At 63.2% G+C, this 20,860-nt stretch carries 22 protein-coding genes; 11 read left to right on the top strand and 11 right to left on the bottom strand.

Annotated features, from left to right (window positions below):
* Window positions 1-43: 43 nt before the first annotated feature.
* Entirely contained in the window at window positions 44-718 is a 675-nt protein-coding gene (locus tag AC3EC3_RS14910; RefSeq protein WP_488490380.1) for an HAD family hydrolase, read from the bottom strand.
* Window positions 719-816: 98 nt separating this feature from the next.
* Window positions 817-942, bottom strand: coding sequence for a type B 50S ribosomal protein L36 (gene ykgO / locus AC3EC3_RS14905; RefSeq protein ID WP_004210176.1), 126 nt, complete (start codon window positions 940-942; stop codon window positions 817-819).
* Between the two features lie 242 nt (window positions 943-1,184).
* Here ykgO and AC3EC3_RS14900 point away from each other — a divergent pair, with 242 nt between their 5' ends.
* The 4 genes from AC3EC3_RS14900 to AC3EC3_RS14885 all read left to right on the top strand — a co-directional run bounded on the left by AC3EC3_RS14900 (window position 1,185) and on the right by AC3EC3_RS14885 (window position 4,584).
* Window positions 1,185-1,979, top strand: coding sequence for a DUF4136 domain-containing protein (locus tag AC3EC3_RS14900; RefSeq protein ID WP_488490379.1), 795 nt, complete (start codon window positions 1,185-1,187; stop codon window positions 1,977-1,979).
* A 75-nt stretch (window positions 1,980-2,054) separates the two neighbouring features.
* On the top strand, window positions 2,055-2,645 hold the full coding sequence (locus AC3EC3_RS14895; protein ID WP_488490378.1) for a DUF4136 domain-containing protein: 591 nt from the start codon (window positions 2,055-2,057) through the stop codon (window positions 2,643-2,645).
* On the top strand, window positions 2,642-3,781 hold the full coding sequence (locus AC3EC3_RS14890) for a M14 family metallopeptidase (RefSeq protein WP_488490377.1): 1,140 nt from the start codon (window positions 2,642-2,644) through the stop codon (window positions 3,779-3,781). The genes AC3EC3_RS14895 and AC3EC3_RS14890 overlap by 4 nt, the downstream gene beginning before the upstream one ends.
* A 176-nt stretch (window positions 3,782-3,957) precedes the next feature.
* The gene (locus AC3EC3_RS14885) at window positions 3,958-4,584 is read left to right on the top strand and encodes an RBBP9/YdeN family alpha/beta hydrolase (protein ID WP_488490376.1); all 627 of its coding nucleotides are present in this window, start codon (window positions 3,958-3,960) and stop codon (window positions 4,582-4,584) included.
* A gap of 159 nt (window positions 4,585-4,743) precedes the next feature.
* Here AC3EC3_RS14885 and AC3EC3_RS14880 read toward each other — a convergent pair whose 3' ends face one another.
* From AC3EC3_RS14880 to AC3EC3_RS14870, 3 genes are read right to left on the bottom strand one after another with little or no spacing between them, the layout of a single operon-like run.
* Window positions 4,744-5,202 carry a cytidine deaminase gene (locus tag AC3EC3_RS14880; protein ID WP_488490375.1) on the bottom strand — a complete coding sequence of 153 codons (459 nt, stop codon included), beginning with the start codon at window positions 5,200-5,202 and terminating at the stop codon, window positions 4,744-4,746.
* Between the two features lie 11 nt (window positions 5,203-5,213).
* Window positions 5,214-5,924, bottom strand: a complete 711-nt coding sequence (locus AC3EC3_RS14875; protein WP_488490374.1) for a glycoside hydrolase family 25 protein — start codon at window positions 5,922-5,924, stop codon at window positions 5,214-5,216.
* 9 nt (window positions 5,925-5,933) lie between these two features.
* The gene (locus AC3EC3_RS14870) at window positions 5,934-6,416 is read right to left on the bottom strand and encodes a UPF0262 family protein (protein WP_488490373.1); all 483 of its coding nucleotides are present in this window, start codon (window positions 6,414-6,416) and stop codon (window positions 5,934-5,936) included.
* 178 nt (window positions 6,417-6,594) lie between these two features.
* Between AC3EC3_RS14870 and AC3EC3_RS14865 the strand changes: the two genes are divergently transcribed.
* Window positions 6,595-8,154: a replicative DNA helicase gene (locus AC3EC3_RS14865; protein WP_488490372.1), complete on the top strand. Its 1,560-nt coding sequence runs from the start codon at window positions 6,595-6,597 to the stop codon at window positions 8,152-8,154.
* Between the two features lie 192 nt (window positions 8,155-8,346).
* Here the strand turns inward: AC3EC3_RS14865 and AC3EC3_RS14860 are convergent, their stop codons facing one another.
* Both AC3EC3_RS14860 and AC3EC3_RS14855 read right to left on the bottom strand, forming a co-directional pair.
* Window positions 8,347-8,853 carry a CHAP domain-containing protein gene (locus AC3EC3_RS14860; RefSeq protein ID WP_488490371.1) on the bottom strand — a complete coding sequence of 169 codons (507 nt, stop codon included), beginning with the start codon at window positions 8,851-8,853 and terminating at the stop codon, window positions 8,347-8,349.
* 173 nt (window positions 8,854-9,026) lie between these two features.
* The gene (locus tag AC3EC3_RS14855; RefSeq protein WP_488490370.1) at window positions 9,027-9,884 is read right to left on the bottom strand and encodes a helix-turn-helix transcriptional regulator; all 858 of its coding nucleotides are present in this window, start codon (window positions 9,882-9,884) and stop codon (window positions 9,027-9,029) included.
* A gap of 241 nt (window positions 9,885-10,125) precedes the next feature.
* On the opposite strand from AC3EC3_RS14855, the gene AC3EC3_RS14850 reads away from it, so the two are divergent.
* From AC3EC3_RS14850 to ftsH, 3 genes are read left to right on the top strand one after another with little or no spacing between them, the layout of a single operon-like run.
* Entirely contained in the window at window positions 10,126-11,055 is a 930-nt protein-coding gene (locus AC3EC3_RS14850) for a sensor histidine kinase (protein ID WP_488490369.1), read from the top strand.
* 5 nt (window positions 11,056-11,060) lie between these two features.
* Window positions 11,061-11,585, top strand: a complete 525-nt coding sequence (locus AC3EC3_RS14845) for a hypothetical protein (protein ID WP_488490368.1) — start codon at window positions 11,061-11,063, stop codon at window positions 11,583-11,585.
* A gap of 59 nt (window positions 11,586-11,644) precedes the next feature.
* The gene (gene ftsH / locus AC3EC3_RS14840) at window positions 11,645-13,582 is read left to right on the top strand and encodes an ATP-dependent zinc metalloprotease FtsH (protein ID WP_488490367.1); all 1,938 of its coding nucleotides are present in this window, start codon (window positions 11,645-11,647) and stop codon (window positions 13,580-13,582) included.
* 214 nt (window positions 13,583-13,796) lie between these two features.
* Here ftsH and AC3EC3_RS14835 read toward each other — a convergent pair whose 3' ends face one another.
* From AC3EC3_RS14835 to rpoZ, 3 genes are all read right to left on the bottom strand, one after another.
* On the bottom strand, window positions 13,797-14,942 hold the full coding sequence (locus AC3EC3_RS14835) for a DUF3667 domain-containing protein (RefSeq protein WP_488490366.1): 1,146 nt from the start codon (window positions 14,940-14,942) through the stop codon (window positions 13,797-13,799).
* A gap of 6 nt (window positions 14,943-14,948) precedes the next feature.
* Window positions 14,949-15,719 (bottom strand): ParA family protein, encoded by a 771-nt coding sequence (locus AC3EC3_RS14830; RefSeq protein ID WP_488490365.1) that lies wholly within the window; start codon window positions 15,717-15,719, stop codon window positions 14,949-14,951.
* A gap of 154 nt (window positions 15,720-15,873) precedes the next feature.
* The gene (gene rpoZ / locus AC3EC3_RS14825) at window positions 15,874-16,218 is read right to left on the bottom strand and encodes a DNA-directed RNA polymerase subunit omega (RefSeq protein WP_260929020.1); all 345 of its coding nucleotides are present in this window, start codon (window positions 16,216-16,218) and stop codon (window positions 15,874-15,876) included.
* 201 nt (window positions 16,219-16,419) lie between these two features.
* Here rpoZ and AC3EC3_RS14820 point away from each other — a divergent pair, with 201 nt between their 5' ends.
* Entirely contained in the window at window positions 16,420-17,106 is a 687-nt protein-coding gene (locus tag AC3EC3_RS14820; protein WP_488490364.1) for an SDR family NAD(P)-dependent oxidoreductase, read from the top strand.
* Between the two features lie 73 nt (window positions 17,107-17,179).
* On the opposite strand, the gene AC3EC3_RS14815 is transcribed toward AC3EC3_RS14820, so the two are convergent.
* Entirely contained in the window at window positions 17,180-17,695 is a 516-nt protein-coding gene (locus tag AC3EC3_RS14815; protein ID WP_488490363.1) for an SRPBCC family protein, read from the bottom strand.
* Window positions 17,696-17,796: 101 nt separating this feature from the next.
* Between AC3EC3_RS14815 and AC3EC3_RS14810 the strand changes: the two genes are divergently transcribed.
* Window positions 17,797-18,744 carry a LysR family transcriptional regulator gene (locus tag AC3EC3_RS14810; RefSeq protein ID WP_488490362.1) on the top strand — a complete coding sequence of 316 codons (948 nt, stop codon included), beginning with the start codon at window positions 17,797-17,799 and terminating at the stop codon, window positions 18,742-18,744.
* A gap of 52 nt (window positions 18,745-18,796) precedes the next feature.
* Entirely contained in the window at window positions 18,797-20,509 is a 1,713-nt protein-coding gene (locus AC3EC3_RS14805) for a thiamine pyrophosphate-dependent enzyme (protein ID WP_488490361.1), read from the top strand.
* Window positions 20,510-20,860 lie beyond the last annotated feature (351 nt).

The following is a 20,860-nucleotide window of genomic DNA, read 5'->3' as shown; positions in this document are numbered from 1 at the left end:
ATTGCGAAGGCGGAATTACGACTATTTCAGTCGTTAATTGCCTCTAAGACACGTCATTACCGACAGGAGCCTCGGCAGCCAGCAATCCCCGCGCGGTCAGGTCGGCACGAAGCCCTTGTGCATCCGCGAAATGATGCACCTGCCAGCCCAGCTTCGCCGCCGACGCAATGTTCGCCGCATTGTCATCGATGAACAGCATGCGCTGCGGGGCATGGCCAAAGCGGCGCGCGGCAAGATCGAAGATCGCCGGGGCGGGTTTGGCGAGCTTTTCGTCGCCCGAGACGACGATATCGCCGAACAGGTCGAACAGCGATTCGCTGGCCCGGTATTCGCGCCAGAAGGGCGTCGCGAAGTTGGTAATGGCAAACAGCGGCGTGCCGCGCGAGGCCAGTTCGCGCACGATCTCGTGACTGCCGGGCACATTGCCGGGGATCGTTTCGAGGAACCGGGTCGCGTAGGCGTCGATCGCCGCGTCATTGCCGGGATAGAGCGCCTTTCGCTCGGCCACAAGATCGGCAAGTTCCTCGCCCGCGTCGTGGCGCGCGTGCCATTCCTCGGTGATCACCGTCGAGCAGAACCAGTCGAGGTGCGCCGGATCGTCGATCACCCGCGCGAACAGGCGGCGCATGTCCCACTGGACCAGCACCCGGCCCACATCGAACACCACCGCATCGACCTGAAGGGCCTCGCCCCCGGTGAAATCGGCAACAGCAGACATGACAAGACCCCCGCGCTCAGGCGGGGGCCTCCTGTCGTCGGAACGGAGCCGTCCGCCGAAATGCCCCCGCGTGGTCACGCAGGAGCAGGCAGACTGGATCAGCCCTGACGCGCCTTGAAGCGGCGGTTGGTCTTGTTGATCACGTAGGTACGGCCACGACGGCGGATCACGCGGTTATCGCGATGGCGGCCCTTGAGCGACTTGAGGCTGTTACGAATCTTCATGGGTCTATCTCGTCTGCGTTGGTCGGGCGGTTACCGACCGCCGGAAAATCGAAGCCGCGCCGTTACCGGTGCCGCCCGGCAAAGTCAAGCACAGCACCGCTTTTCCATCGCGGCTCCGGCACAACTTGCGACAGGCGTTCATTTGTCGGCAAGGCACGCTTGCCCTATATGCACAAACACGCTCGTAACCAAGCCGGTCTTTTTCGTCTCAACCAGCCCACAACCAGCAAAGCCTTCCAGCCATGTCCAAAACTGCCTCTTCCAGACTGACGCGCGTGGCCCTGCTGGCCGGCCTTGCCGCCACGATCGCCACGATTCCCGTCGCTGCACAGGCGCAGCGGGGCCGCTGGGGCGGTGGTTGGGGTGGCGGCTGGGGCGCCGGTGGCTGGAACGATCCGTGGGGCTACGACGGCTGGGGCGCAGGCCCCTTCGATTCGCCGGGCATCCCCACCCGCACGTTCGATCCGCGCGAGGGCAAGATTTCGGTCAGCCGCTTCCTGGCCTCGCCCGATGCCGCACAGGAGTTGGGCCACGGCATGGCGACGATCGCCTCGGATGCAGCCAAGGACGGCGCAGGCGGCGAATCGGACAGCGCCAACTGGGTGGCGCAGGACGACCGCAAGACCTTCGAGGCCGCCGTGATCGATTCGCTGGTCGGCGCCGGCTACGACACCACCCACCCGCATGCCGACACCGGCCAGTCGGTGGAAGTGCGCGTCAGCCGGCACGAACTGGCCCCTGCAGAACAGAAGAAGAGCCCGATCAGCGGCAGCGCCGCGATGGGCGTGAGCAACTATGGCTCCGCCTACGGCCTTGCGATCAATGTCGATCTGAGCAAACCGCGCTCCGCCCTCGTCTCCACGCGCCTCGACGTGCGCATTCTCGACAAGGCCACCGGCAAGCCCTTGTGGGAAGGCTATGCCACCATCGCCACGCGCGATGGCGACGACGGCTGGACCGACACCAAGATCGCCAACCGCCTCTCCGAAGCCCTGTTCGACAACTTCCCCAAGGCGGATACACCCGGCAAGCCTTAACCCATACGCGGGCGACACCGCTTGCCTCCGGCACGCAGGCGCCCCACATCGGCGTTTCAATTCAGGAGAGGTTCGATGCGGCAAGGCATTCTGGTGGCAACCACGGCAGCACTGGTCGCAACCCTGCTGGCAGGCGGATGCGCGGCGCCCGTCGGGCCGGTTTCGGTCACACGCTTTCATGTGACGCCCGCGCCGATCGCGCGCGGTACGATCCGGGTCGTTCCCGGTCCCGGCATGGATGCGCAATCCATCGAGTACCGGGACTATGCCGCCGCGCTCGCCCGTGAGCTGAACGCTGTCGGCTATACCAGCGGCGACGGAGGACAGGTGGCGATCCTCACGCTGGAGCGGGAAACCGCCCTTCCGGCGCCACGACGCAGCCCCGTTTCCGTAGGCCTCGGCGGCAGCACAGGCAGTTATGGCTCGGGCATGGGAATGGGCATCGGCATCAACCTTGCCGGACGCCCCAAGCCCGCCGTGGCGACGCGCCTGCACGTCTTCATCCGTCAGAACGCGGATGGCCCTACTGTATGGGAAGGCCGCGCCAGCTTTGTCGTGCGCGGCGATTCGCCGCTCGCCACCACCTCACTGGGGGCAGCGAAGATGGCACAGGCCCTGCTCAAGGGCTTCCCCGGCAACTCCGGCGAGACTATCGACGTCAAATGACCCAGATCCAGATCACCTCCGCTTTCGATTCCGGCAATATCGAAGTCCTCTCCATCGACGGCACCGAGGCGCGCCTTGCGGTGCGCCACGATCACCAGAGCGAGTTCTACCAGTGGTTCCACTTTCGCGTCGCAGGCGCAAAGGGGCAGGATCTGACGCTGCGGATCACCGATCTTGGCAAGTCCGCCTATCCGCTGGGCTGGCCCGCCTTCAAGGCCCGCGTCTCGGAAGACCGCCAGTTCTGGGGCCTTGCCGAAACCAGCTATGACGCCACTGTCGAGGGCGGCACGCTGACGATCCGTTATCGCCCGGAAGGCGATCTTGCGTGGTTCGCCTACTTCGCTCCCTATTCGCTGGAGCGCCATGACGATCTGATCGCCGAAGTTGCCGCCGCGCCCGGCGTCTCGCACCGCATGCTCGGCACCACGCTTGACGGACGCGCGATCGACTGCCTCGAAATGGGCGAGGGTCCGACGCAGATCTGGCTCTATGCCCGCCAGCATCCCGGCGAATCGATGGCCGAATGGTGGATGGAAGGCGCGCTCGACGTGCTGGCCGATCCGGCGAACTCGGTGGGGCGCGAGCTGCGCCGCCGCTGCTCGTTCCATGTCGTGCCTAATGCCAATCCGGACGGCTCGTTCCGCGGCCACTTGCGCACCAATGCGGCAGGCGTGAACCTCAACCGCGAATGGGCCGAGCCCACGCCCGAACGCTCGCCCGAAGTGCTGGCGATCCGCAACGCGATGGATGCGACCGGCGTCGACTTTGCGATGGACGTCCACGGCGACGAGGCGATCCCGGCGGTATTCCTCGCAGGGTTCCACGGCATCCCGTCGCACAAGGACACTCAACAGGCGGGCTATGATCGCTACGCCGAGCTGCTCGACCGCCGCACGCCCGATTTTCAGCGCAAGCTCGGCTATCCCGAAGCACGCGCAGGTGCGGCCAACCTCACCATGTCGACGAACCAGCTGGCGGAGCGTTTCGGCGCCGTCTCGATGACGCTGGAAATGCCCTTCAAGGACCACGACGACGCCCCCGATGCGGCGCAGGCGTGGAGCCCGGAGCGCTCCGCGCAACTGGGTCGCGACTGCATGGCGACGCTGCTGGAATGGCTGGTCGGCTACGAAAACTGAGGTTTCGCGCGGTTCGGCGGTCTATCGGCCGAACCGCGCCTATCCTTTTGGCGCATCGCCTCTTCGGATCGCCGCAAGCCTATTGTCTACTATATCAGTTATGATAACTTTGCTCTCACTCGGGACGTAAACAGAGTCGACCGGGCCCATTTCCGCAAAGCATGTGGAGAGAGCCGATGACGATCTACCGTTACCCTGAAGAACATGCCCACCAACCGCTGATCCTGATGGTGCCAGGAGCCCCGCTCACCGAAGGTCACTGGATGACGCGCTGGAGCCGCTGGAGCGCCAATGCGCAGATCCTTGAGCTGGGGCTGTGGGACGAACCGCACCGCAATACCTGGGTGAACAAGCTGAACCTCGCGATCCAGCGGGCTGACCGGCCTGTGGTGATCGTGACCGAAGATATCGCCGCGCTGGCGCTGGCCTGGTGGGTGGAGTTCGAGGCCGTAGGCCCAGAGAATGCTGTGACCGGCGCCATCATCGTCAACCCGCCGGACCTCGACCTGCCCGGTGCCGACGAACGCCTTGCCCGCTTCGGCGCGGTACCGCGCCGCGAACTGCCGTTCCGCTCGTTTCTGGTCAGCGATTTGGAAGGTTCGGTCGGTCGCCAGCGCTCCTTGGCTCGCCTTGCGCGGGATTGGGGCGCCTGCCCGGTCTGCGACGACACCCGGCGCGGGTTCACTTCGGGCTGGATGCTGTTGCAGACGGTGCTGGGGCTGGAGACGAAGCAGGCCGCCCCTGATGCGCCCTTCGTGGGCGTGCTGCCGGGCAATGCGCCGGGATCGTCCCTGCGTCAGTGAGATAGGGGGAGGCTTCCTTTGCGAAGGGGCCTCCCCCTTATCGTCATCCCAGCGAAGGCTGGGATCGTTATGAACTTGGCGCGATATCGAGAGCGATCCCAGCTTTCGCTGGGATGACGAAATTGCCTGTGACATCCTGCTCCCAAAGCAGGCGCGCTATCAATCCCGCCCCGTAATCCCCAGATGGGCCGGACCAAAGGCATGGGGCAGCATGTCCGACAGGCGCATTTCCAGCGGCCCTTCGGCGCCGTCGCTCCACACCACCGGGTCGGTGGCGCCCAGTTGGGCAAGCTCGTTCAGCACCTGACGGCAGCGCCCGCACGGCGTCACCGTATCGCCGGCGCCCGGCGCCCCGGCCATGCCGCCGGTGACGGCAACCGCCTCCAGCTTCGGCGTTTTGCCGGTCGAGAGAATCTTGGCGATCGCTACCGTCTCGGCACAGAGCGAAAGGCCGTAGCTGGCATTCTCGACATTCGCGCCGGTGACGACAGTGCCGTCATCCAGCAGCAGCGCCGCGCCGACATGGAACTTCGAATAAGGTGCATAGGCCCCACGCGCGGCCTCACGGGCGGTTGCCAGCAGGGCGTCGCGTTGCAGGCGGGCGGTCTCTTCGCTCATAATCTGATCCCTCAGGGCTGGACGACCACCCAACGCAGACCGTGCTCGGTCACTTCGTTGAGGTAGTCGGAATTGGCCGTCCACATCGTCCAGGGACGACCGGCATAGTCGGGCTGCACGCGGTCGCGCACCAGCCACAGGTTGCGATCGAGCTTGGCGGCGATGTCGTAGCGGGACTGGAAGCGCGGCGTGACTTTCAGGATCACGGGCTTGCCGGTGTGCGTCTCGATCTGGTTGAGGAAGGTCATCAGCTCGCTCTCGACCTTGGCCTCGCTGACGTGCACCGGGCAATCGTCCGCAAGGCGGTCCAGCTCGACCGCAGGCGGCAGCATGGTGAGATCGCGCGGCACGGTGACGACGAAGTTCGCCGCCTGGTTCTGCGCGGGCTGGCACGGGTCGTAAAGATGCACCGCCCCCACCTGCAAGCCGGCTACTCGTGCGTGCTCCAGATTGGCGACAAAGCGCGGATCGCGCGCAAAAGCGCTGGCGCTCGCATCGATATAGGCGAACTTCACACCGATGGCCTTGAGCGAATCCCAGGCGATATCGCCATCGGTATCGCTCACTTCCACGCCCTGCATCGGATAGACATCATGCGGCGGCGTCCAGTGGCGTAGATGCCACCAGGCAATACCGCTGCCGACCGCTGCCAGCAGCGCCAGCACGATGACGACGATCAGGATCAGTCGGGCCTGCCCGACCCGGCGCTTCTTGCGAGCCATCGGTATTCTTCAGCCCCGGATATGAAGGACGCAGATCAGCGTGAACAGCCGCCGCGCAGTAACGAAATCGGTCTCGATCTTGCCGTCGAGACGCTCGATCAGGATTTCCGCCGCCTCGTTGTGGATCGAGCGGCGGGCCATGTCGATCGTCTCGATCTCCTGCGGCGTCGCCTTGCGGATGGCCTGATAGTAACTCTCGCAGATCGCGAAATATTCGCGGATCGAGCGACGGAACCGCGCAAGGCCGAGCAACAGCGATTCGACTTCCACGCCCGCCTCGTCGGCGATCTTCATCGACAGCCGCCCGTCGCGGACCGAAAGGTGCAGGCGATAAGGGCCTTCATGGCCGCTTTCGAACGCACGCAAGGGCTTGAAAACGCTGTCTTCGATCAGGTCGAAGATGGCGATACGCCGCTCCTGCTCGATATCGGCGTTGCGCCACAAAATGGTCGCCTCGTCGAGTTCGATGTGGGAGATGCGCGGATCGGCCATGATCCTCGAAGCCTTACGCGGTCACAGGGGTATGCGGCAAGGGAGCGGCGCCTGAAAAAGCGGAACGGACGATTGGCCGGCAGGCGGACCTGTCCCTCTCCGTCCACACCCTGTGGAAACAAATCGCCCCGATAGCAGCTTGAAGCCAGGCCGCTTCGCGCGCATGGTCACAACCCTTATGGCATCCGAAAGCACTCTCGTCCGCGCCGTCCCTTCGGCAGCGGCAACCCCCGGCGATTCCGGCAGTTCCGCGGGCGAGCAGGCCCGCACCCTGCCCTCCAACGTTGAGGCCGAGGCCGCGTTTCTGGGCGCGGTGCTGATCGACAATCGGGTGATCGAGGAACTGCAGACGCAGCTGACGCCCGCGCACTTCTTCGAGCCGGTCCATGCCCGCATCTACGAGCGCGTGCTCAACCTGCTCGATCGCAAGGCGGTGGTGACGCCGGTCACGCTGCGCCCCTACTTCGAATCGGACGAGGCGTTGAAGGCGCTGGGCGGCGTGGGCTATCTCGCGCGCCTGACCGCCGACGGACAGGGCCTGCTGGCGCCGCGTGAACTGGCCGACCAGATCTACGACCTCGCCCTGCTGCGCGAGCTGATCTCGGTGGGACGCAATCTCGTCGAAAGCGCGATGGACACCTCGGAATCGGTCGAGCCGCTGGAGCAGGTCGAACGCGCCGAAGCCGCGCTCTACAAAGTGGCCGAGGGCGCTGCGACGCAGAGCGAGGCACAGAGCTTCGGCGTTGCCACGCGCACCGCGATCCAGGCAATCGAGAAGGCGTTCAATTCGGGCGGCCATGTCTCGGGCAAGACCACTGGCCTCAACTCGGTGAACGAGAAAATCGGCGGACTGCACGATTCCGACCTTATCATCCTTGCCGGACGTCCGGGCATGGGCAAGACCTCGCTCGTCACCAACATCGCCTTCAACGCGGCAGACCGCCTCCAGCGCGACCATGCCGATGGTATCACCACCGAGAAGTCGGTTGGCTCGGCCGTCGCCTTCTTCAGCCTCGAAATGAGCGCCGACCAGCTGGCGACGCGTATCCTTGCCGAACAGTCAGGCATCAGTTCCGAAGCGCTGCGCATGGGCAAGATCAGCCGCGAGGACTTCCAGCAGCTCTCGTTCGCCAGCCAGCGCCTTGCCGAGCTGCCGCTCTATATCGACGATACGCCGGGCCTGACCATTGCGGGCCTGCGCACCCGCGCACGTCGTTTGAAGCGCCGTCACGATATCGGGCTGGTGGTGATCGACTATCTCCAGCTGTTGCAAGGCTCGGGCCGCGCCACCGACAACCGCGTGAACGAGATTTCCGAAATCTCGCGCGGCTTGAAGACGCTGGCCAAGGAACTGCACGTTCCGGTGATTGCGCTCTCGCAGCTCAGCCGTGCGGTGGAACAGCGCGAGGACAAGCGCCCGATGCTGTCCGACCTTCGTGAATCGGGCTCTATCGAGCAGGACGCCGACATGGTCTGGTTCGTGTTCCGCGAAGATTACTATGTGAAGGCGACCGAGCCGAAGTTCCCCAGCGATACCGACACGCCCGACGTGAAGGACAAGTGGGAAAGCTGGCGGGCGAAGATGGAGGAAGTGACCGGACTTTCCGAACTCATCATCGCCAAGCAGCGTCACGGTGCCACCGGCAAGGTGCGCCTGCGTTTCGAGGCGCGGATTACCAAGTTCTCGGATCTCGCCCACGACGATCTGCGCGCCAACCAGTACGGCTCGGACGACTAGAGCATTTTCCAATCAGGCAGGATCGCCTGATGGCTCGGAAAATGCGACAAACCAAAAACTTAGAGCGATTGATCCGATGCAACCGGATCGGAAATCGCTCTAATCACGGTCTTCAGGCCAGGTGCCCGCATACAAAAAGGCCCGCGTGGAGCGATCCGCACGGGCCTTTTTGTATGCAGCGGCCTGTTGCGATCAGCCTGCCGAAGACGCCGTGTCCGCATCGTTGCTGGCGATGGCAGTGTCTGCTGCCGGAGCGTCTGTCTCTTCCGGACCGTAGATGAAGCCGAAGGCCGCGTTCGGGCGCAGGCCGAGCGAGTGCGTCGGGCTGTACCACACGCGCACGTCCGACCAGTCGCCCGCTGCCGAGACATCCTCAGCCATCGCGTCACGCTCGACCATGCCGGGGCGCGACCAGTTGGCGTGGTTGAGGATGACGTGGCGCGCATCGACGACCTTCTCGATCACCGCAACGTGGCCGTAGGGCATGGAGCCGGTGGCCTTGAACACCAGCACGGCACCGGTACGCGGATCGTGGCCGCGCTCGTACGTGCCGGCGGCCTGCGTCCACCACGTGGCGGCATTGCCGTGCAGGTCGACGTCGGAATGTTCGCGGGCATAGGGCGCGCACTGCAGCGGCGAGGCCATAACGGGAGTCGCGAAGAGCGACGCGATCAGAGCTGCTGCGGGAACCCACTTCATGGGAGAAAGTTATAGGCAGGAGAGTGTAACCGGGACACCTGCCGACCCGGAAGGCTGCCGTTCGTCCTGCACGGTTCGTCGCGCGGTGAACGGTGGGCTGTGCACAATTCATCGCCCATACACCGCCATGCAGCATGATCAGGCATAAGGCGATCCCTCTGCCCGCTGCGCGCTCACTCGACTGATTCGAGAACTTTTTCTGTCGTACGGCTTGCGCAAAGTTGCCGGATGCGCTCGCGATCCACCGGATCGACGGGGTTATAAACGATCATCGCCAGATCGGTCCGACCATCCACCGCAAACCCTGAAAACTCCAGTGCCAGCTCGCCCAGTTCGGCATGGCGGATACGCTTGATCCCGCCGCCGAAAGCACTGACATCGCGATCGTGCCACAGGCGACGAAACTCCGCGCTGGTCTCGCACATCTCGTCGACCAGCGCCTGAGCGCGGTCCTGCGCCCCGGCACGCGCCACATCGGCGCGAAACACCGCAACCACCATGCGCGCCACGCTTTCCCAGTTCTCCTGATGACCGCGCACCCGGTCATCGCGGAACATCATGCGCAGCACATTGCGATCGCGCGGCGGGATGGTTGCGTAATCCGTCAGAACGACGCTCGCCGCGCGGTTCCACGCGATGATATCCCACAAGGCGTTCTTGATCATGGCCGGAGCGGGATCGAGCGCATCGAGCACGCCCTGCAGGCGCTGCGTCACGCCTTGCGGATCTTCGACAGCCTTGGCCCTCACGTCCGGTGCATGGCCGAGTGCCAGGAGGAACAGATGCTCGCGCTCTATATCCGTCAACAGCATCGCGCGCGCCAACCGGTCGAGCACATCTGCAGACGGCGCGCCCCCGCGTCCCTGCTCAAGCCATGTGTACCAGGTGGCACTGATGCTCGCGAGTTGCGCCAGCTCCTCGCGCCGCAGCCCCGGCGTACGGCGGCGGCCTGCCGGAAAGCCGAAATCCTGCGGATCCATGCGCTCACGACGATCGCGCAGGAACGTTCCCAGAGATGTGCTGTCGGGCATGTGTGGCCTTTCAGTTATACCTGTTTAGAAGGTATACATTACCCCGATACTGCGCAAGACAGGTAGCGACGGAACAAAACGCCACGCCGACCGTCTTTTCGGTTGAAAAACGGTCGCCGTCTGCCCGACTGACATGAAAGCACCGCAAGGACGGGCGATGTCCGCTTCCGGCCACGGCTGAAGGGAGCAACGATTGGGTCAGCACCCGACCTTGATAGAACGCTTGCCGCTGCTGCCACACATGCCAGCTGCCGGATATGCCTTTGCAGTCGTGCTCAGCCTTGTCGCACTCGCTCTGCGCTGGCAGCTCGATGCGGCCTTCCCGCCGGGCTACCCCTACCTGACCTTCTTCCCCGCCGTAATCCTGACATCGTTCCTGTTCGGACCGCGCCCCGGCATCGCCGCCGCACTGGTTTGCGGCATTTTCGCATGGTACTTTTTCATTGCTCCACGCTGGAGCTTCACGTTCGACGCCCGGACGCAGGTCGCCCTAAGCTTCTACGGTTTCGTCGTGGGGGTCGATATCGCCCTCGTCCATTTGATGCAGGCCGCGAACCGTCGGCTCAGCGCGGCGCGCCAGACCGTACACGACCTTGCGGAAGAGCGTGGGCGGCTGGCGACCCGTGCCGAAGTCCTGTTTCAGGAACTCCAGCACCGCGTCGGCAACAACCTGCAGATGATCGGCAGCATCCAGCGCGAACTCTATCGTCACCATGGCGACGACGTGCCGCTGGATACCTTCATTACCGATCTTGCGACGAAACTTGCCGTCGCCACGGCCCATGCGCAAGTGACCATCCACGTCGAGGCCAATTCGAACCGGGCCTTGCGACAGGCTGCTGCGATCCCGGTGGCGCTGATCGTCGCCGAAGCGATCGCCAACGCAGTCGAGCATGGCTGCCCAGGTCATGTCGGCACGATCCACGTCCATTGCCTGCACGATACGGCCTCGCGCGCAATCCGCATCCGCGTACGGGATGAAGGGCCGGGCCTACCGTCGACGTTTAATGCGCAAGCTGCCACCAGCGTCGGCTTGCGCCTGTCCCATGTCATGGCACACCAGCTAGGCGCAGAACTGCTGCTCGAAAATGGTCGATCCGAAAGCGATATCCCCTGCGGCGCGGTCTCCACGCTCACCTTGCCTCACGAACACTTGCTCCCGCATACATGAGCCCCGTGCCGCTTCCAGAACTCGCTCCTGCCCTGCGCAAAACCCTGCTTGATGTCGCCGCGATCATGGCCGGCGCACGCGAGCGCTGGTGGATCATCTCCAGCGCAGCCGCTGCATTGCACGGTGCCGCGCCGATCGAGGTGGCCGATGTCGATGTCTTGCTTTCGGTCCCAGACGCCAACTCGATCCTACCGGGCCTCGGGCTCGCCGTAGGCCCCGGCACGGCGAACAAGCGCTTCCGTTCGGCCTGCTTCGCCACCTGGCGATCCGCCGCCCTGCCTGTCGATTTCATGGCAGACTTTCTAGCTTGGGATTCCCAAAGGCCAGAGGGACCCAAATGGAATCGCGTAATGCCGCAAACGCGCGTGTCGATCGATCTTTCCGGTGCAAGGCTCTACATCCCCTCACACGTTGAACTTCACACGCTTTTTCTGCGCTTCGGGCGCCCGAAAGACCTTGCGCGGGCACGGCTACTGGCCGCTCTTCACGTGCCGGATCCGGGACAAGCGCATCTTGGTGACGCCCGCTAACTTGCAGTTCACTCCAAGGCGCCTACATTGGCGAGGAGAAAGGACGGATTCCCTCCAAGATGAACAACGACGACCAGCCTAACGGCAATCCCTGGGTGAAGAGCCTCTTTGTATGGGGCGGTATCTTCCTGGCCCTGCTTCTGGTGGTATCGATGTTCGGATCGCGCGCCGAAAGCGGCCCGCTGATCCCTTACTCGGACTTCCGCGCCAAAGTCGCACAGGACACCGTCGCGTCCGTCGATATCGGCGACGATCGCATCGACGGCAAGCTGAAGAACGGCGAGAATTTCTCGACTATTCCTGTCGCCAACGACACCTCGCTGGTTCAGCTGCTGCAGGACCATGACGTGCGTTATGCTGGCAAGTCGCCCGAGCAAGGCAGCATGCTACTGTATGTGCTCGCCAATTTCCTGCCGTTCCTGCTGCTTCTGGGCATTGCCGTGTTCGCACTGCGACAGGTCCAGAAAGGCGGCGGTTCGGGGGCGATGGGCTTCGGCAAATCCAAGGCCAAGCTGCTGACCGAACGCGCCGGTCGCGTCACCTTCGACGACGTGGCCGGTATCGACGAGGCGCGCGAGGAACTGGAGGAAATCGTCGAGTTCCTGCGTGATCCGGGTCGCTTCTCCAAGCTCGGCGGCCAGATCCCCAAGGGCGCACTGCTGGTCGGCTCGCCCGGCACCGGCAAGACCTTGCTCGCCCGCGCCATCGCCGGCGAAGCAGGCGTGCCGTTCTTCACCATCTCGGGTTCGGACTTTGTCGAGATGTTCGTCGGCGTCGGCGCAAGCCGCGTGCGCGACATGTTCGAGCAGGCCAAGAAGAACGCCCCGTGCATCGTCTTCATCGACGAAATCGACGCCGTGGGCCGCCATCGCGGCTCGGGTCTCGGCAACTCGAACGACGAGCGCGAGCAGACGCTCAACCAGTTGCTCGTCGAGATGGATGGCTTCGAGGCGAACGAGGGCATCATTATCATCGCGGCGACCAACCGCCCCGACGTGCTCGACCCCGCACTGCTGCGTCCCGGCCGCTTCGACCGCCAGGTCGTAGTGCCGGTGCCCGACATCGATGGACGCGAGAAGATCCTGGCTGTTCACATGAAGAAGGTGCCGCTGGCGCCCGACGTGAACCCGCGTGTAATCGCACGCGGCACGCCCGGTTTCTCGGGCGCGGACCTTGCCAACCTCGTCAACGAAGCCGCCCTGCTGGCCGCACGCCGCAGCAAGCGCCTCGTCGCCATGCAGGAGTTCGAGGACGCCAAGGACAAGGTGATGATGGGCGCGGAACGCCGCTCGATGGTCATGACCGAAGACGAGAAGAAGATGACCGCCTATCACGAAGCGGGCCATGCGCTCGTCTCGGTGCATGAACCGGCGTCGGATCCGATCCACAAGGCCACGATCATTCCGCGCGGTCGCGCGCTGGGCATGGTCATGCGCCTGCCCGAGCGTGACAGCTATTCGTATCACCGCGACAAGATGCTGGCGAACCTCTCCGTCGCCATGGGTGGCCGTGTCGCCGAGGAACTGATCTTCGGTTACGACAAGGTATCCTCGGGCGCTTCGGGCGATATCCAGTACGCAACCGGGCTGGCCCGCTCGATGGTCACGAAATGGGGCATGTCCGACAAGCTCGGCCCGCTCCAGTATGAAGACCAGCAGGAAGGCTATCTTGGCATGGGTGCCTCGCAGCGCATCATGGGTTCGGACGAGACCAACAAGCTGATCGACAGCGAGATCCGCGAATTGGTCGACAATGCCCATGCCCGCGCAACGCAGATCCTCACCGATCGCAACGAGGAACTCCACACGCTGGCGCAGGCGATGCTGGAATACGAAACGCTGACCGGCGATGACATCAAGCAGTTGCTGGAAACCGGCAAGCTCGACCGCCCCGGCGACATGACGCTGGCTGCGGGCAAGCCTGTGGCCGTGCGCGGCTCGTCGATCCCCAAGGCAGGCAAGCGCTTCTCCGGCGGTCCGGCAGCGCAGGGTATCTAACGGTGAAATTTTCCGGTCCGTTTCACCAAACGGGAACCGGATGAACAAACTACGGTTCTCCTTCATGGAGAATGCAGGAAGGGGCGTTGAACCAAGGGTTTGGCGCCCCTTTGCTTTGGGCAATCGGCTCGCGAAAGTGACAGCCGGATCGGCTAACCATGGCGGACATGTACTCTGCCCTGCCGGACGCGCCTTTAGTGCGTTCTCTACCCGCTCAAAAGCTGGTCTGGGCCATGATCATCACGAAAAACAGCGTCAGGGCCATCGCCGCGAACCACACCAGCATGACCGTTCGCCAGAGCGCGCCCCAGCGGCTGACCAGATAAGCACCGCGCAACTGTCGATACATATGCAGCGGCGGCAGGAAGGCGAGCACGCCGACCAGTCCTCCCCAACCAATGGCTGAACAGAGCATCGCCACAATCACCAGAAGTGTCATGAAGCATAGTGAATATGTCACGAAAACGGTATGATCGTACATGTGGTATCGTCGGGAGAACGGGAAAAGCAGCCACAGGAAAGGCACCGAAATCGGAATTAGTGCCCAGCTGTATTTATAGGCATAGGTCTGTATCTTGTAGATCGCGAGATCGGGATTGCTCTGGAATTTCCGGATCGCGCCGACAATTCGCGGGCGCAAGGTCTTGTCGAGCTGCGAAATCGACGTCCCGCTCGCCACCAGATTTCCGCCCTTGTCCGACAGGGCGTCGCGTGTGCCATGGAGGACATCGAGGCCATCCTCGGCATTGTCGATCTGCTTGTCGATCTGATCTGTATCGCGCCCGGCGACGACCAGACGGGCGCGAGCAGCCTTCAACTGATCTACTTTCAACTCACTGGCAGATATGGCTTTCTGGATGGCAGAAGGGTCGGACACCGCCGCTGTGGTGTGCCCGCCCTCGCGGTCTTCCACCGCATGGAACACGGCAAACATCACGAAGACGAAGAACAGGAACAGCGCGATCGGCGACACGTAACTCGCCCGTTTTCCCGCGATATATTGCCGCGTCAGTCGCCCCGGATGCAACACCAGCAAGGGCAGCGTCCGCCAGACCCGTCCCTCGAAATGGAAGACCCCGTGCAGCAGGTCGTGGAAAAACGCTCCCAGGGTCCGGTGAATATGCGCTGCCTGGCCGCAGACATGACAGTGAGAGCCAATCAGGCCCGTCCCGCAATTGAGGCAGGCGGTTTCATGGGTGTGACCGTCATTTTGAAGCCCCTGCGGCTTGACGCCGCCGCCGTCCACCGCCGCCGAAAGCGACACCCCCTGCCCCAGTTCCGCCAGCCCTTCCCCTGCACTCATCATCGCCCCCCAGCAATCCAGTGCAGTAAGTGTGCCGTACTGATCGCCACTACGCAATGCAGGTTAGATTCCGGCGAAGCCTCCGGCACGGCCACCCTGCAACTTGCGCTCGATCGCCGACCACAGACCGGCAAACGCCTGCGCCGCTGCGCTTTTCGGCGATAGTACGCCTACTGGCTGACGCTGCACGGCACCTTGTTCAACCACGCTGGCATAAGGCACCGAGGGCCAGTCCGGCTGCGCGGCGCGCACATCCCGGTGGAGACCGCGACGTAAGTCTAGCATCGAGAGAACAGGAAGGATCGGCGGGTGTCGCTTTCCGGCTCCGACGATCTCGCGGACCACCAGATCCAGCGCCCGTGCCGAAAGCGGCGAAGGCGGCAGTGGTACGATCACAAGATCGGCCGCGCGAATGATCTGGGCGGACAGTTCGTTCATCACCGGCGGGCAGTCCAGCACCACGCGGGGATAATGCTGCGTCAGTTCCTCGGTCAACCGCGCCAGGCGCTTGCGCTTGCCGATCTGCAAAAGCCGAGAATCGAGCGCTCGAATGCTGTCATCGGCAGGCAACACATCCAGCCCGGCATAAGAGGTGTGCTGGATCAGCTTCGCAACGGCACGGCCGCGCGTGAAGACCTCTTCGACAAGATGCGTTGATTGTGGCTGAAGATCGTAGAGAAATCCCGATCCGCCTGCAGCATCGAGATCCCACAATAATGTACGATACCTCGTCATTGCACTGGAGCACCAGGCAAGGTTGGCGGCGAAGGTCGTCTTCCCGACGCCACCCTTCACGCTGTAGACGGCAATCGTCGCACCAGCAGGTGCAGACATGCCATCAGCGTTTTGCTCACCAGAATGTCTGGCCGCCTCATCCGGCTTTCGCACGCCACCCATGGCGAACCCTGCGATCCGGGGAAGTTTTCGGTTTTTGTCCTTCACCGGGAGGAGACTTGCGCCTCATCCCGGCAAGGTCAAGTGCCGGGGATCAACCGTCGTAATCGGCGCCCAGCGAGGTATTGCGCGTCGGCGCCGAAGCGGTGATGCGCAGCGCTTCGGCCGACTGGCTCAGCGAGCCGACATCGTCCATCTCATCATCATCTTCCGGCAGGTAGCGCTGCATCGATGTGACCAGCGTTTCCTTGAGGATCTTGGGCGTCACGGTCTCTTCTGCGATCTCGCGAAGAGCGACGACAGGGTTCTTGTCACGATCGCGCTCGAGCGTGAGTTCCGCACCACCCGAGATCTCGCGCGCACGCTGCGCAGCCAGCAGGACCAGGTCGAAACGGTTGGGGATCTTGTCGACGCAATCTTCGACAGTAACGCGCGCCATGGGCACTCCGTGAAAATTCGAGAGTTCGGAAAGGACGGCAACTAGGCATCGATTGCCGAAAAGTCAAGAAAAGCCGCATCCGCACCGGAACGCCGCCGCGCACGACATCAAACGAATGACGTCGGAGGGAACCTGTAGCTCCTTCAACCGCTTGACCCGAGGGCGTATCCTGCCCTGCCTGCCACTCGAGGGATTTTCATCATGGCCAATATCGCCATAACCGGCGCGGGGCGCGGCATCGCGCTCGAAATTGTGAAGCTGCATCTTGCCAAGGGCGATCGCATCTTCGCCCTGCTCCGCGATCCTGACCGCGCGACCGAACTGAACGCGCTGGGCGCCAATAGCGATGGCCGGATCACGCTTCATGCCATGGATGTTTCCGAAGACGAATCGGTCCGCCAAGGCGCTGCCGATACCGGTGACGCACCGATCGACATCCTGTATAACGTGGCAGGTGTCCTGGGTTCGCGCTCGTCGCAGGTCGAGCATGCGGATTTCGACGAATGGCTGGGCGTTCTCAACGTCAATGTCATTGGCCCGATGCGCGTGCTTCAGGCGTTCCTGCCCCGGCTCCACGAAGGCAGCAGGGTCATCAATTTCGGAAGCCAGATGGGCGCATCGACGTGGACACATCCGGGTGCGGAAATCTACTGCACATCCAAAGCCGCATTGCACAAGCTGACGCAGCAGATTGCGGCCGGCACGACGGGTCGCGGCATCATCGCCATCAGCGTCCACCCCGGCTGGGTGCAGACCGACATGGGCGGCCCCGGCGCCGACATCACGCCGCAGGAGAGCGCGGGCGGCATCTTCAATCTTGCCGGGCAGCTTACGCCCGACATGTCGGGCGGCCTCTACAAATGGACCGGCGAGCCCCACGCCTGGTAAGACGAGCCCCACGCCTGGTAAGAAAAGAACGTGCGGACGACGGGAGCGCCCGTTCGCCCGCACGCTTTCTTCCTCAAGCTTGCGCCAGGCCCTCGCGCACCGCGGCGAGCATCCCGCGCAGCCATTCATCGTGACCATTGATCATCGGGTTTGGCACAGCTGCCGCCAGCGCCTTCGCAGGGGTGCCGTTCTGGGTTTCCTGCGTGAGGATGCGCACCCGGCCGCCTTCGATATCTTCAATCAGCCAGGCATGATGCACGTCAAGACGCTCATCGCCCTCACCCGACCAGCCATGCCACGCGACACGCCCCGGCGCTCCAGCCTGCGGTGCAACATATTCGGTCACTTCGCAATCGACCGGAAAGCCAAAAGTGCGGAAAAAGAAACGAGTACCTTCTGCGAGTACCGGACCATTCCCATCGGGGAAGGCAATGTCAGCGCAATTCGCGTAGTAGCTCGGCCACACTTCAGCGTTGGCCAGCAGCGGCCACACCTGCCCGGCGGTGAGCCCAGCCACGATCATCTCGTTCGAGGCAAAATTGTCGGCAAAGCCGGGAATGTAACCTTCCGGCCAGAAAATGGCATTCATCTCAGGATCTCACTCGAAATTTTACGGTGAACACCCTCTGCGTTCACCTTACGGCTGTTCATTTGCGCCTCACTCAGCCATTATTCCAATTATGACTCTGGATGATCGTCATCGCCATGGCTGATATCAGAACTTTCGACCTCAATCTGCTCAAAGCGCTCGACGCCCTGCTGGTCGAACGCAGCGTGACGCGAGCTGCCAATCGGCTCAACTTGTCGCAGCCGGCGGTCAGCGGCATGCTCGCACGGCTAAGGGAAGCGTTTGCCGACCCACTGTTCGTCCGGGGACAGCGCGGCATCGTGCCGACCGAGCGCGCACTGCAATTGACCGCGCCACTCCGGCAGGCTCTGGGCGAGTTGGACAGCCTGTTCCAGCCCCCGATTTTCGACCCGTCGAGCGCCCGGGGTACATGGCGTATTGCAGCGACCGATTATGCGCTTCACACCCTTGCCCTGCCCTGTCTCTCGCGCCTTCGCTCGCTGGCTCCGGGAATACGCGTTTCGGTCCAACCCGTACCCGAGGTGGAACTGGGAACGTGGTTTGACAATGGCGACCTCGATCTGGCGCTGACCACGCCGCAGATGGCACCGGGGTCGCTGCGCTCCCGCCACCTGTTCGACGAGCATTACGTTGTCGCGATGCGGGCCGATCATCCGGCCTCCGGGACGTCGCCCGACCTCGACACGTTCTGCGCGCTCGATCATGCGCTGGTTTCCCTTGGTGGCGACGATTTCTCCGGGGTGACCGACATAGCCCTGGCCACGATCGGTCGCTCGCGACGGGTACAGGCATCTCTTGGCAGCTTTCAGGCGCTCGCCGATCTGCTGCGAACGACCGATCTGGTAACGGTCGCCCCTTCACGGCTTTTCCGGCATGCTCCAGGCATCGTGGCATATCCGCCGCCGATCGACGTCCCCGGCTTCAGCAAGATCGCCGTATGGCATGAGCGCAGCCACCGCGATCCCACGCAAGGCTGGCTACGCGCATTGCTTTTCCAGCAGGCAGCCGGAGATGCCCCACCCTCATCCCCACTTGCGGACAACGCATGAAACCTTACCCTCTCCCGGGACTTGCTTGGCCGACCCCCAAGGAGTTTCCCGCATGTCCCAGACCGTCGCAGATGTCATCGTTGAAACGCTGGAACAGGCCGGTGTACGCCGCTGTTACGGCGTCCCGGGTGACACGCTGAACCATGTTACCGATTCGATCCGCCGCTCGCAGATCCGCTGGGTTCACATGCGCCATGAGGAAGCCGGTGGGTTTGCCGCAGGAGCCGATGCCATGGTGACAGGCGATCTCACCGCCTGCGCCGGTTCATGTGGCCCCGGCAGCCTGCACTTTATAAACGGTCTGTTCGACAGTCATCGCAACCGGGCGCCGGTGGTCCTTATCGCCAGCCAGATCGTGCGCGACGAACTCGGCTTCGATTTCCCGCAGGAAGTGGACTACAAACCGATCTACCAGAGCTGTTCGGTATTCTGCGAGGAGATCCGCACACCCGGACAGGCCCGCCGCATGACCGCTATGGCTGCGCAGGCCGCGATCGCGAAGAAAGGCGTTGCGGTGCTGATCGTTCCTGCCGACGTCTCCAGTGCCAAGGCGCCCGACGAGCCTGCCTTCCGCGTCCATCGCACGACACCGCGGACGCTTCCTGCCCAGACAGAACTGGAACAACTGGCAGCAGCCCTGAACACCGGCAGGAAAGTCGCGATCTATGGCGGTTCGGGAACGCATGAGGCCCATGATCAGGTGATCGCGCTGGCCGAAAAGCTGAAGGCGCCCGTGGCACATACCTCGCGCGCCAAGGATTTTCTGGAGCATGACAACCCCTACCTCGTGGGCATGACCGGTGTGTTCGGCTCCGAGGCGGGTTATCACGCGCTGACCGCGTGCGATACGCTGTTGCTGCTCGGCTGCGACTTCGCGTGGCGCCAGTTCTATCCCGAAAAAGCGACGATCCTGCAAATCGACCTGGATGGCACCCACCTTGGCCGCCGCCACCCGGTAGACATAGCTGCAGTCGGCGATGTGCGCTCGACACTCGATGCGCTCCTGCCGATGATAACCCCAAAGGATGATCGCGCCTTCCTCGACCAGTGCCTGAAACATCACGCCAAGGCAAAGGGCGAACAATCAAAGCATGCCGTAGCCAATGACAAGGTGCCGATCCATCCGCAGTATCTGACCGAGACCATCGCCAAACACGCACAGCCTGACGCAGTGTGGACGGCCGACGGTGGCTCCCCGATGGTCTGGTGCCTGCGCCATGTCCCTGCGACCGGCCAAAACCGCACGGTGATCTCACTGACCCACGGAACCATGGCCAATGCCATGCCCAATGCACTGGGCGCGCAGGCGGCCTGCCCCGGCCGTCAGGTCATCTCGCTTTCGGGCGACGGCGGCATTGCCATGCTGCTGGGCGACCTGCTGACAGCCATTCAGGAAGACCTGCCGATCAAGGTCTGCGTGTTCGACAACAGTTCGCTGGGCTTCGTGGAGCTTGAACAAAAGGTCGAAGGGCTTCTCGATTCCTACACCAACCTCAAGAATCCCGACTTCGCACGGGTTGCCGAGGCCATCGGCTTCTGGGCTCGGCGCGTGGAGAAAGCCAGCGATCTGGACAATGCCGTGCGGGACTGGTTGGCAACGCCTGGCCCCGCACTGCTCGATGTCGTTACCGATCGCATGGAACTGGTGATGCCGCCCAAGGTACAGGCCAGTCAGGTATTCGGCACCGCGCTCTATTCGGCCAAGGCTGTGCTTGCGGGCAGGGCCGAGGATGTGAAGGGGCTACTGCGCGGTGCCCTTACCTGATTGCGCCTGTGCCGCGCGAAGGGGAGCCGCACCTGCTTGCACTCCCCTTCGCGCGATACATCCGCCCGGCCGGTTCGTGCCCTCAGAACGGGTATGCTGGCCGTCATGACAAGGGCTACTGCGCAAAAAACAAGGATTAGGGATACAGCGTATCGTCTCCGCTGTTATCGGCCTAGTGCATACACGCATCAAGCGACGGCATGGACTGGCGAAGCTGGAGCGGCCGATTATCGAACCGCCACTCCCGAACAAGCCGCACGATATGGCGAGACAACCAGCGAAACCTCGTCAATTCATCCGCGCTCTAACGCGTCATAAGATCATCCGCTAACGCCAATCCAGTTGGCACTG

The sequence above is a fragment of the Novosphingobium sp. BAM6 genome, assembly GCF_057784955.1.
Note: the sequence above shows the minus strand (reverse complement) of the source record. Positions and strands in the feature narration are given on the sequence as shown.

Bases quoted from the DNA above. Each gene is read 5' to 3' on its own strand.
- AC3EC3_RS14910 (WP_488490380.1), bottom strand. From the start codon at position 718: ATGTCTGCTGTTGCCGATTTCACCGGGGGCGAGGCCCTTCAGGTCGAT.
- ykgO (WP_004210176.1), bottom strand. From the start codon at position 942: ATGAAGATTCGTAACAGCCTCAAGTCGCTCAAGGGCCGCCATCGCGAT.
- AC3EC3_RS14900 (WP_488490379.1), top strand. From the start codon at position 1,185: ATGTCCAAAACTGCCTCTTCCAGACTGACGCGCGTGGCCCTGCTGGCC.
- AC3EC3_RS14895 (WP_488490378.1), top strand. From the start codon at position 2,055: ATGCGGCAAGGCATTCTGGTGGCAACCACGGCAGCACTGGTCGCAACC.
- AC3EC3_RS14890 (WP_488490377.1), top strand. From the start codon at position 2,642: ATGACCCAGATCCAGATCACCTCCGCTTTCGATTCCGGCAATATCGAA.
- AC3EC3_RS14885 (WP_488490376.1), top strand. From the start codon at position 3,958: ATGACGATCTACCGTTACCCTGAAGAACATGCCCACCAACCGCTGATC.
- AC3EC3_RS14880 (WP_488490375.1), bottom strand. From the start codon at position 5,202: ATGAGCGAAGAGACCGCCCGCCTGCAACGCGACGCCCTGCTGGCAACC.
- AC3EC3_RS14875 (WP_488490374.1), bottom strand. From the start codon at position 5,924: ATGGCTCGCAAGAAGCGCCGGGTCGGGCAGGCCCGACTGATCCTGATC.
- AC3EC3_RS14870 (WP_488490373.1), bottom strand. From the start codon at position 6,416: ATGGCCGATCCGCGCATCTCCCACATCGAACTCGACGAGGCGACCATT.
- AC3EC3_RS14865 (WP_488490372.1), top strand. From the start codon at position 6,595: ATGGCATCCGAAAGCACTCTCGTCCGCGCCGTCCCTTCGGCAGCGGCA.
- AC3EC3_RS14860 (WP_488490371.1), bottom strand. From the start codon at position 8,853: ATGAAGTGGGTTCCCGCAGCAGCTCTGATCGCGTCGCTCTTCGCGACT.
- AC3EC3_RS14855 (WP_488490370.1), bottom strand. From the start codon at position 9,884: ATGCCCGACAGCACATCTCTGGGAACGTTCCTGCGCGATCGTCGTGAG.
- AC3EC3_RS14850 (WP_488490369.1), top strand. From the start codon at position 10,126: ATGCCAGCTGCCGGATATGCCTTTGCAGTCGTGCTCAGCCTTGTCGCA.
- ftsH (WP_488490367.1), top strand. From the start codon at position 11,645: ATGAACAACGACGACCAGCCTAACGGCAATCCCTGGGTGAAGAGCCTC.
- AC3EC3_RS14830 (WP_488490365.1), bottom strand. From the start codon at position 15,719: ATGTCTGCACCTGCTGGTGCGACGATTGCCGTCTACAGCGTGAAGGGT.
- rpoZ (WP_260929020.1), bottom strand. From the start codon at position 16,218: ATGGCGCGCGTTACTGTCGAAGATTGCGTCGACAAGATCCCCAACCGT.
- AC3EC3_RS14820 (WP_488490364.1), top strand. From the start codon at position 16,420: ATGGCCAATATCGCCATAACCGGCGCGGGGCGCGGCATCGCGCTCGAA.
- AC3EC3_RS14815 (WP_488490363.1), bottom strand. From the start codon at position 17,695: ATGAATGCCATTTTCTGGCCGGAAGGTTACATTCCCGGCTTTGCCGAC.
- AC3EC3_RS14810 (WP_488490362.1), top strand. From the start codon at position 17,797: ATGATCGTCATCGCCATGGCTGATATCAGAACTTTCGACCTCAATCTG.
- AC3EC3_RS14805 (WP_488490361.1), top strand. From the start codon at position 18,797: ATGTCCCAGACCGTCGCAGATGTCATCGTTGAAACGCTGGAACAGGCC.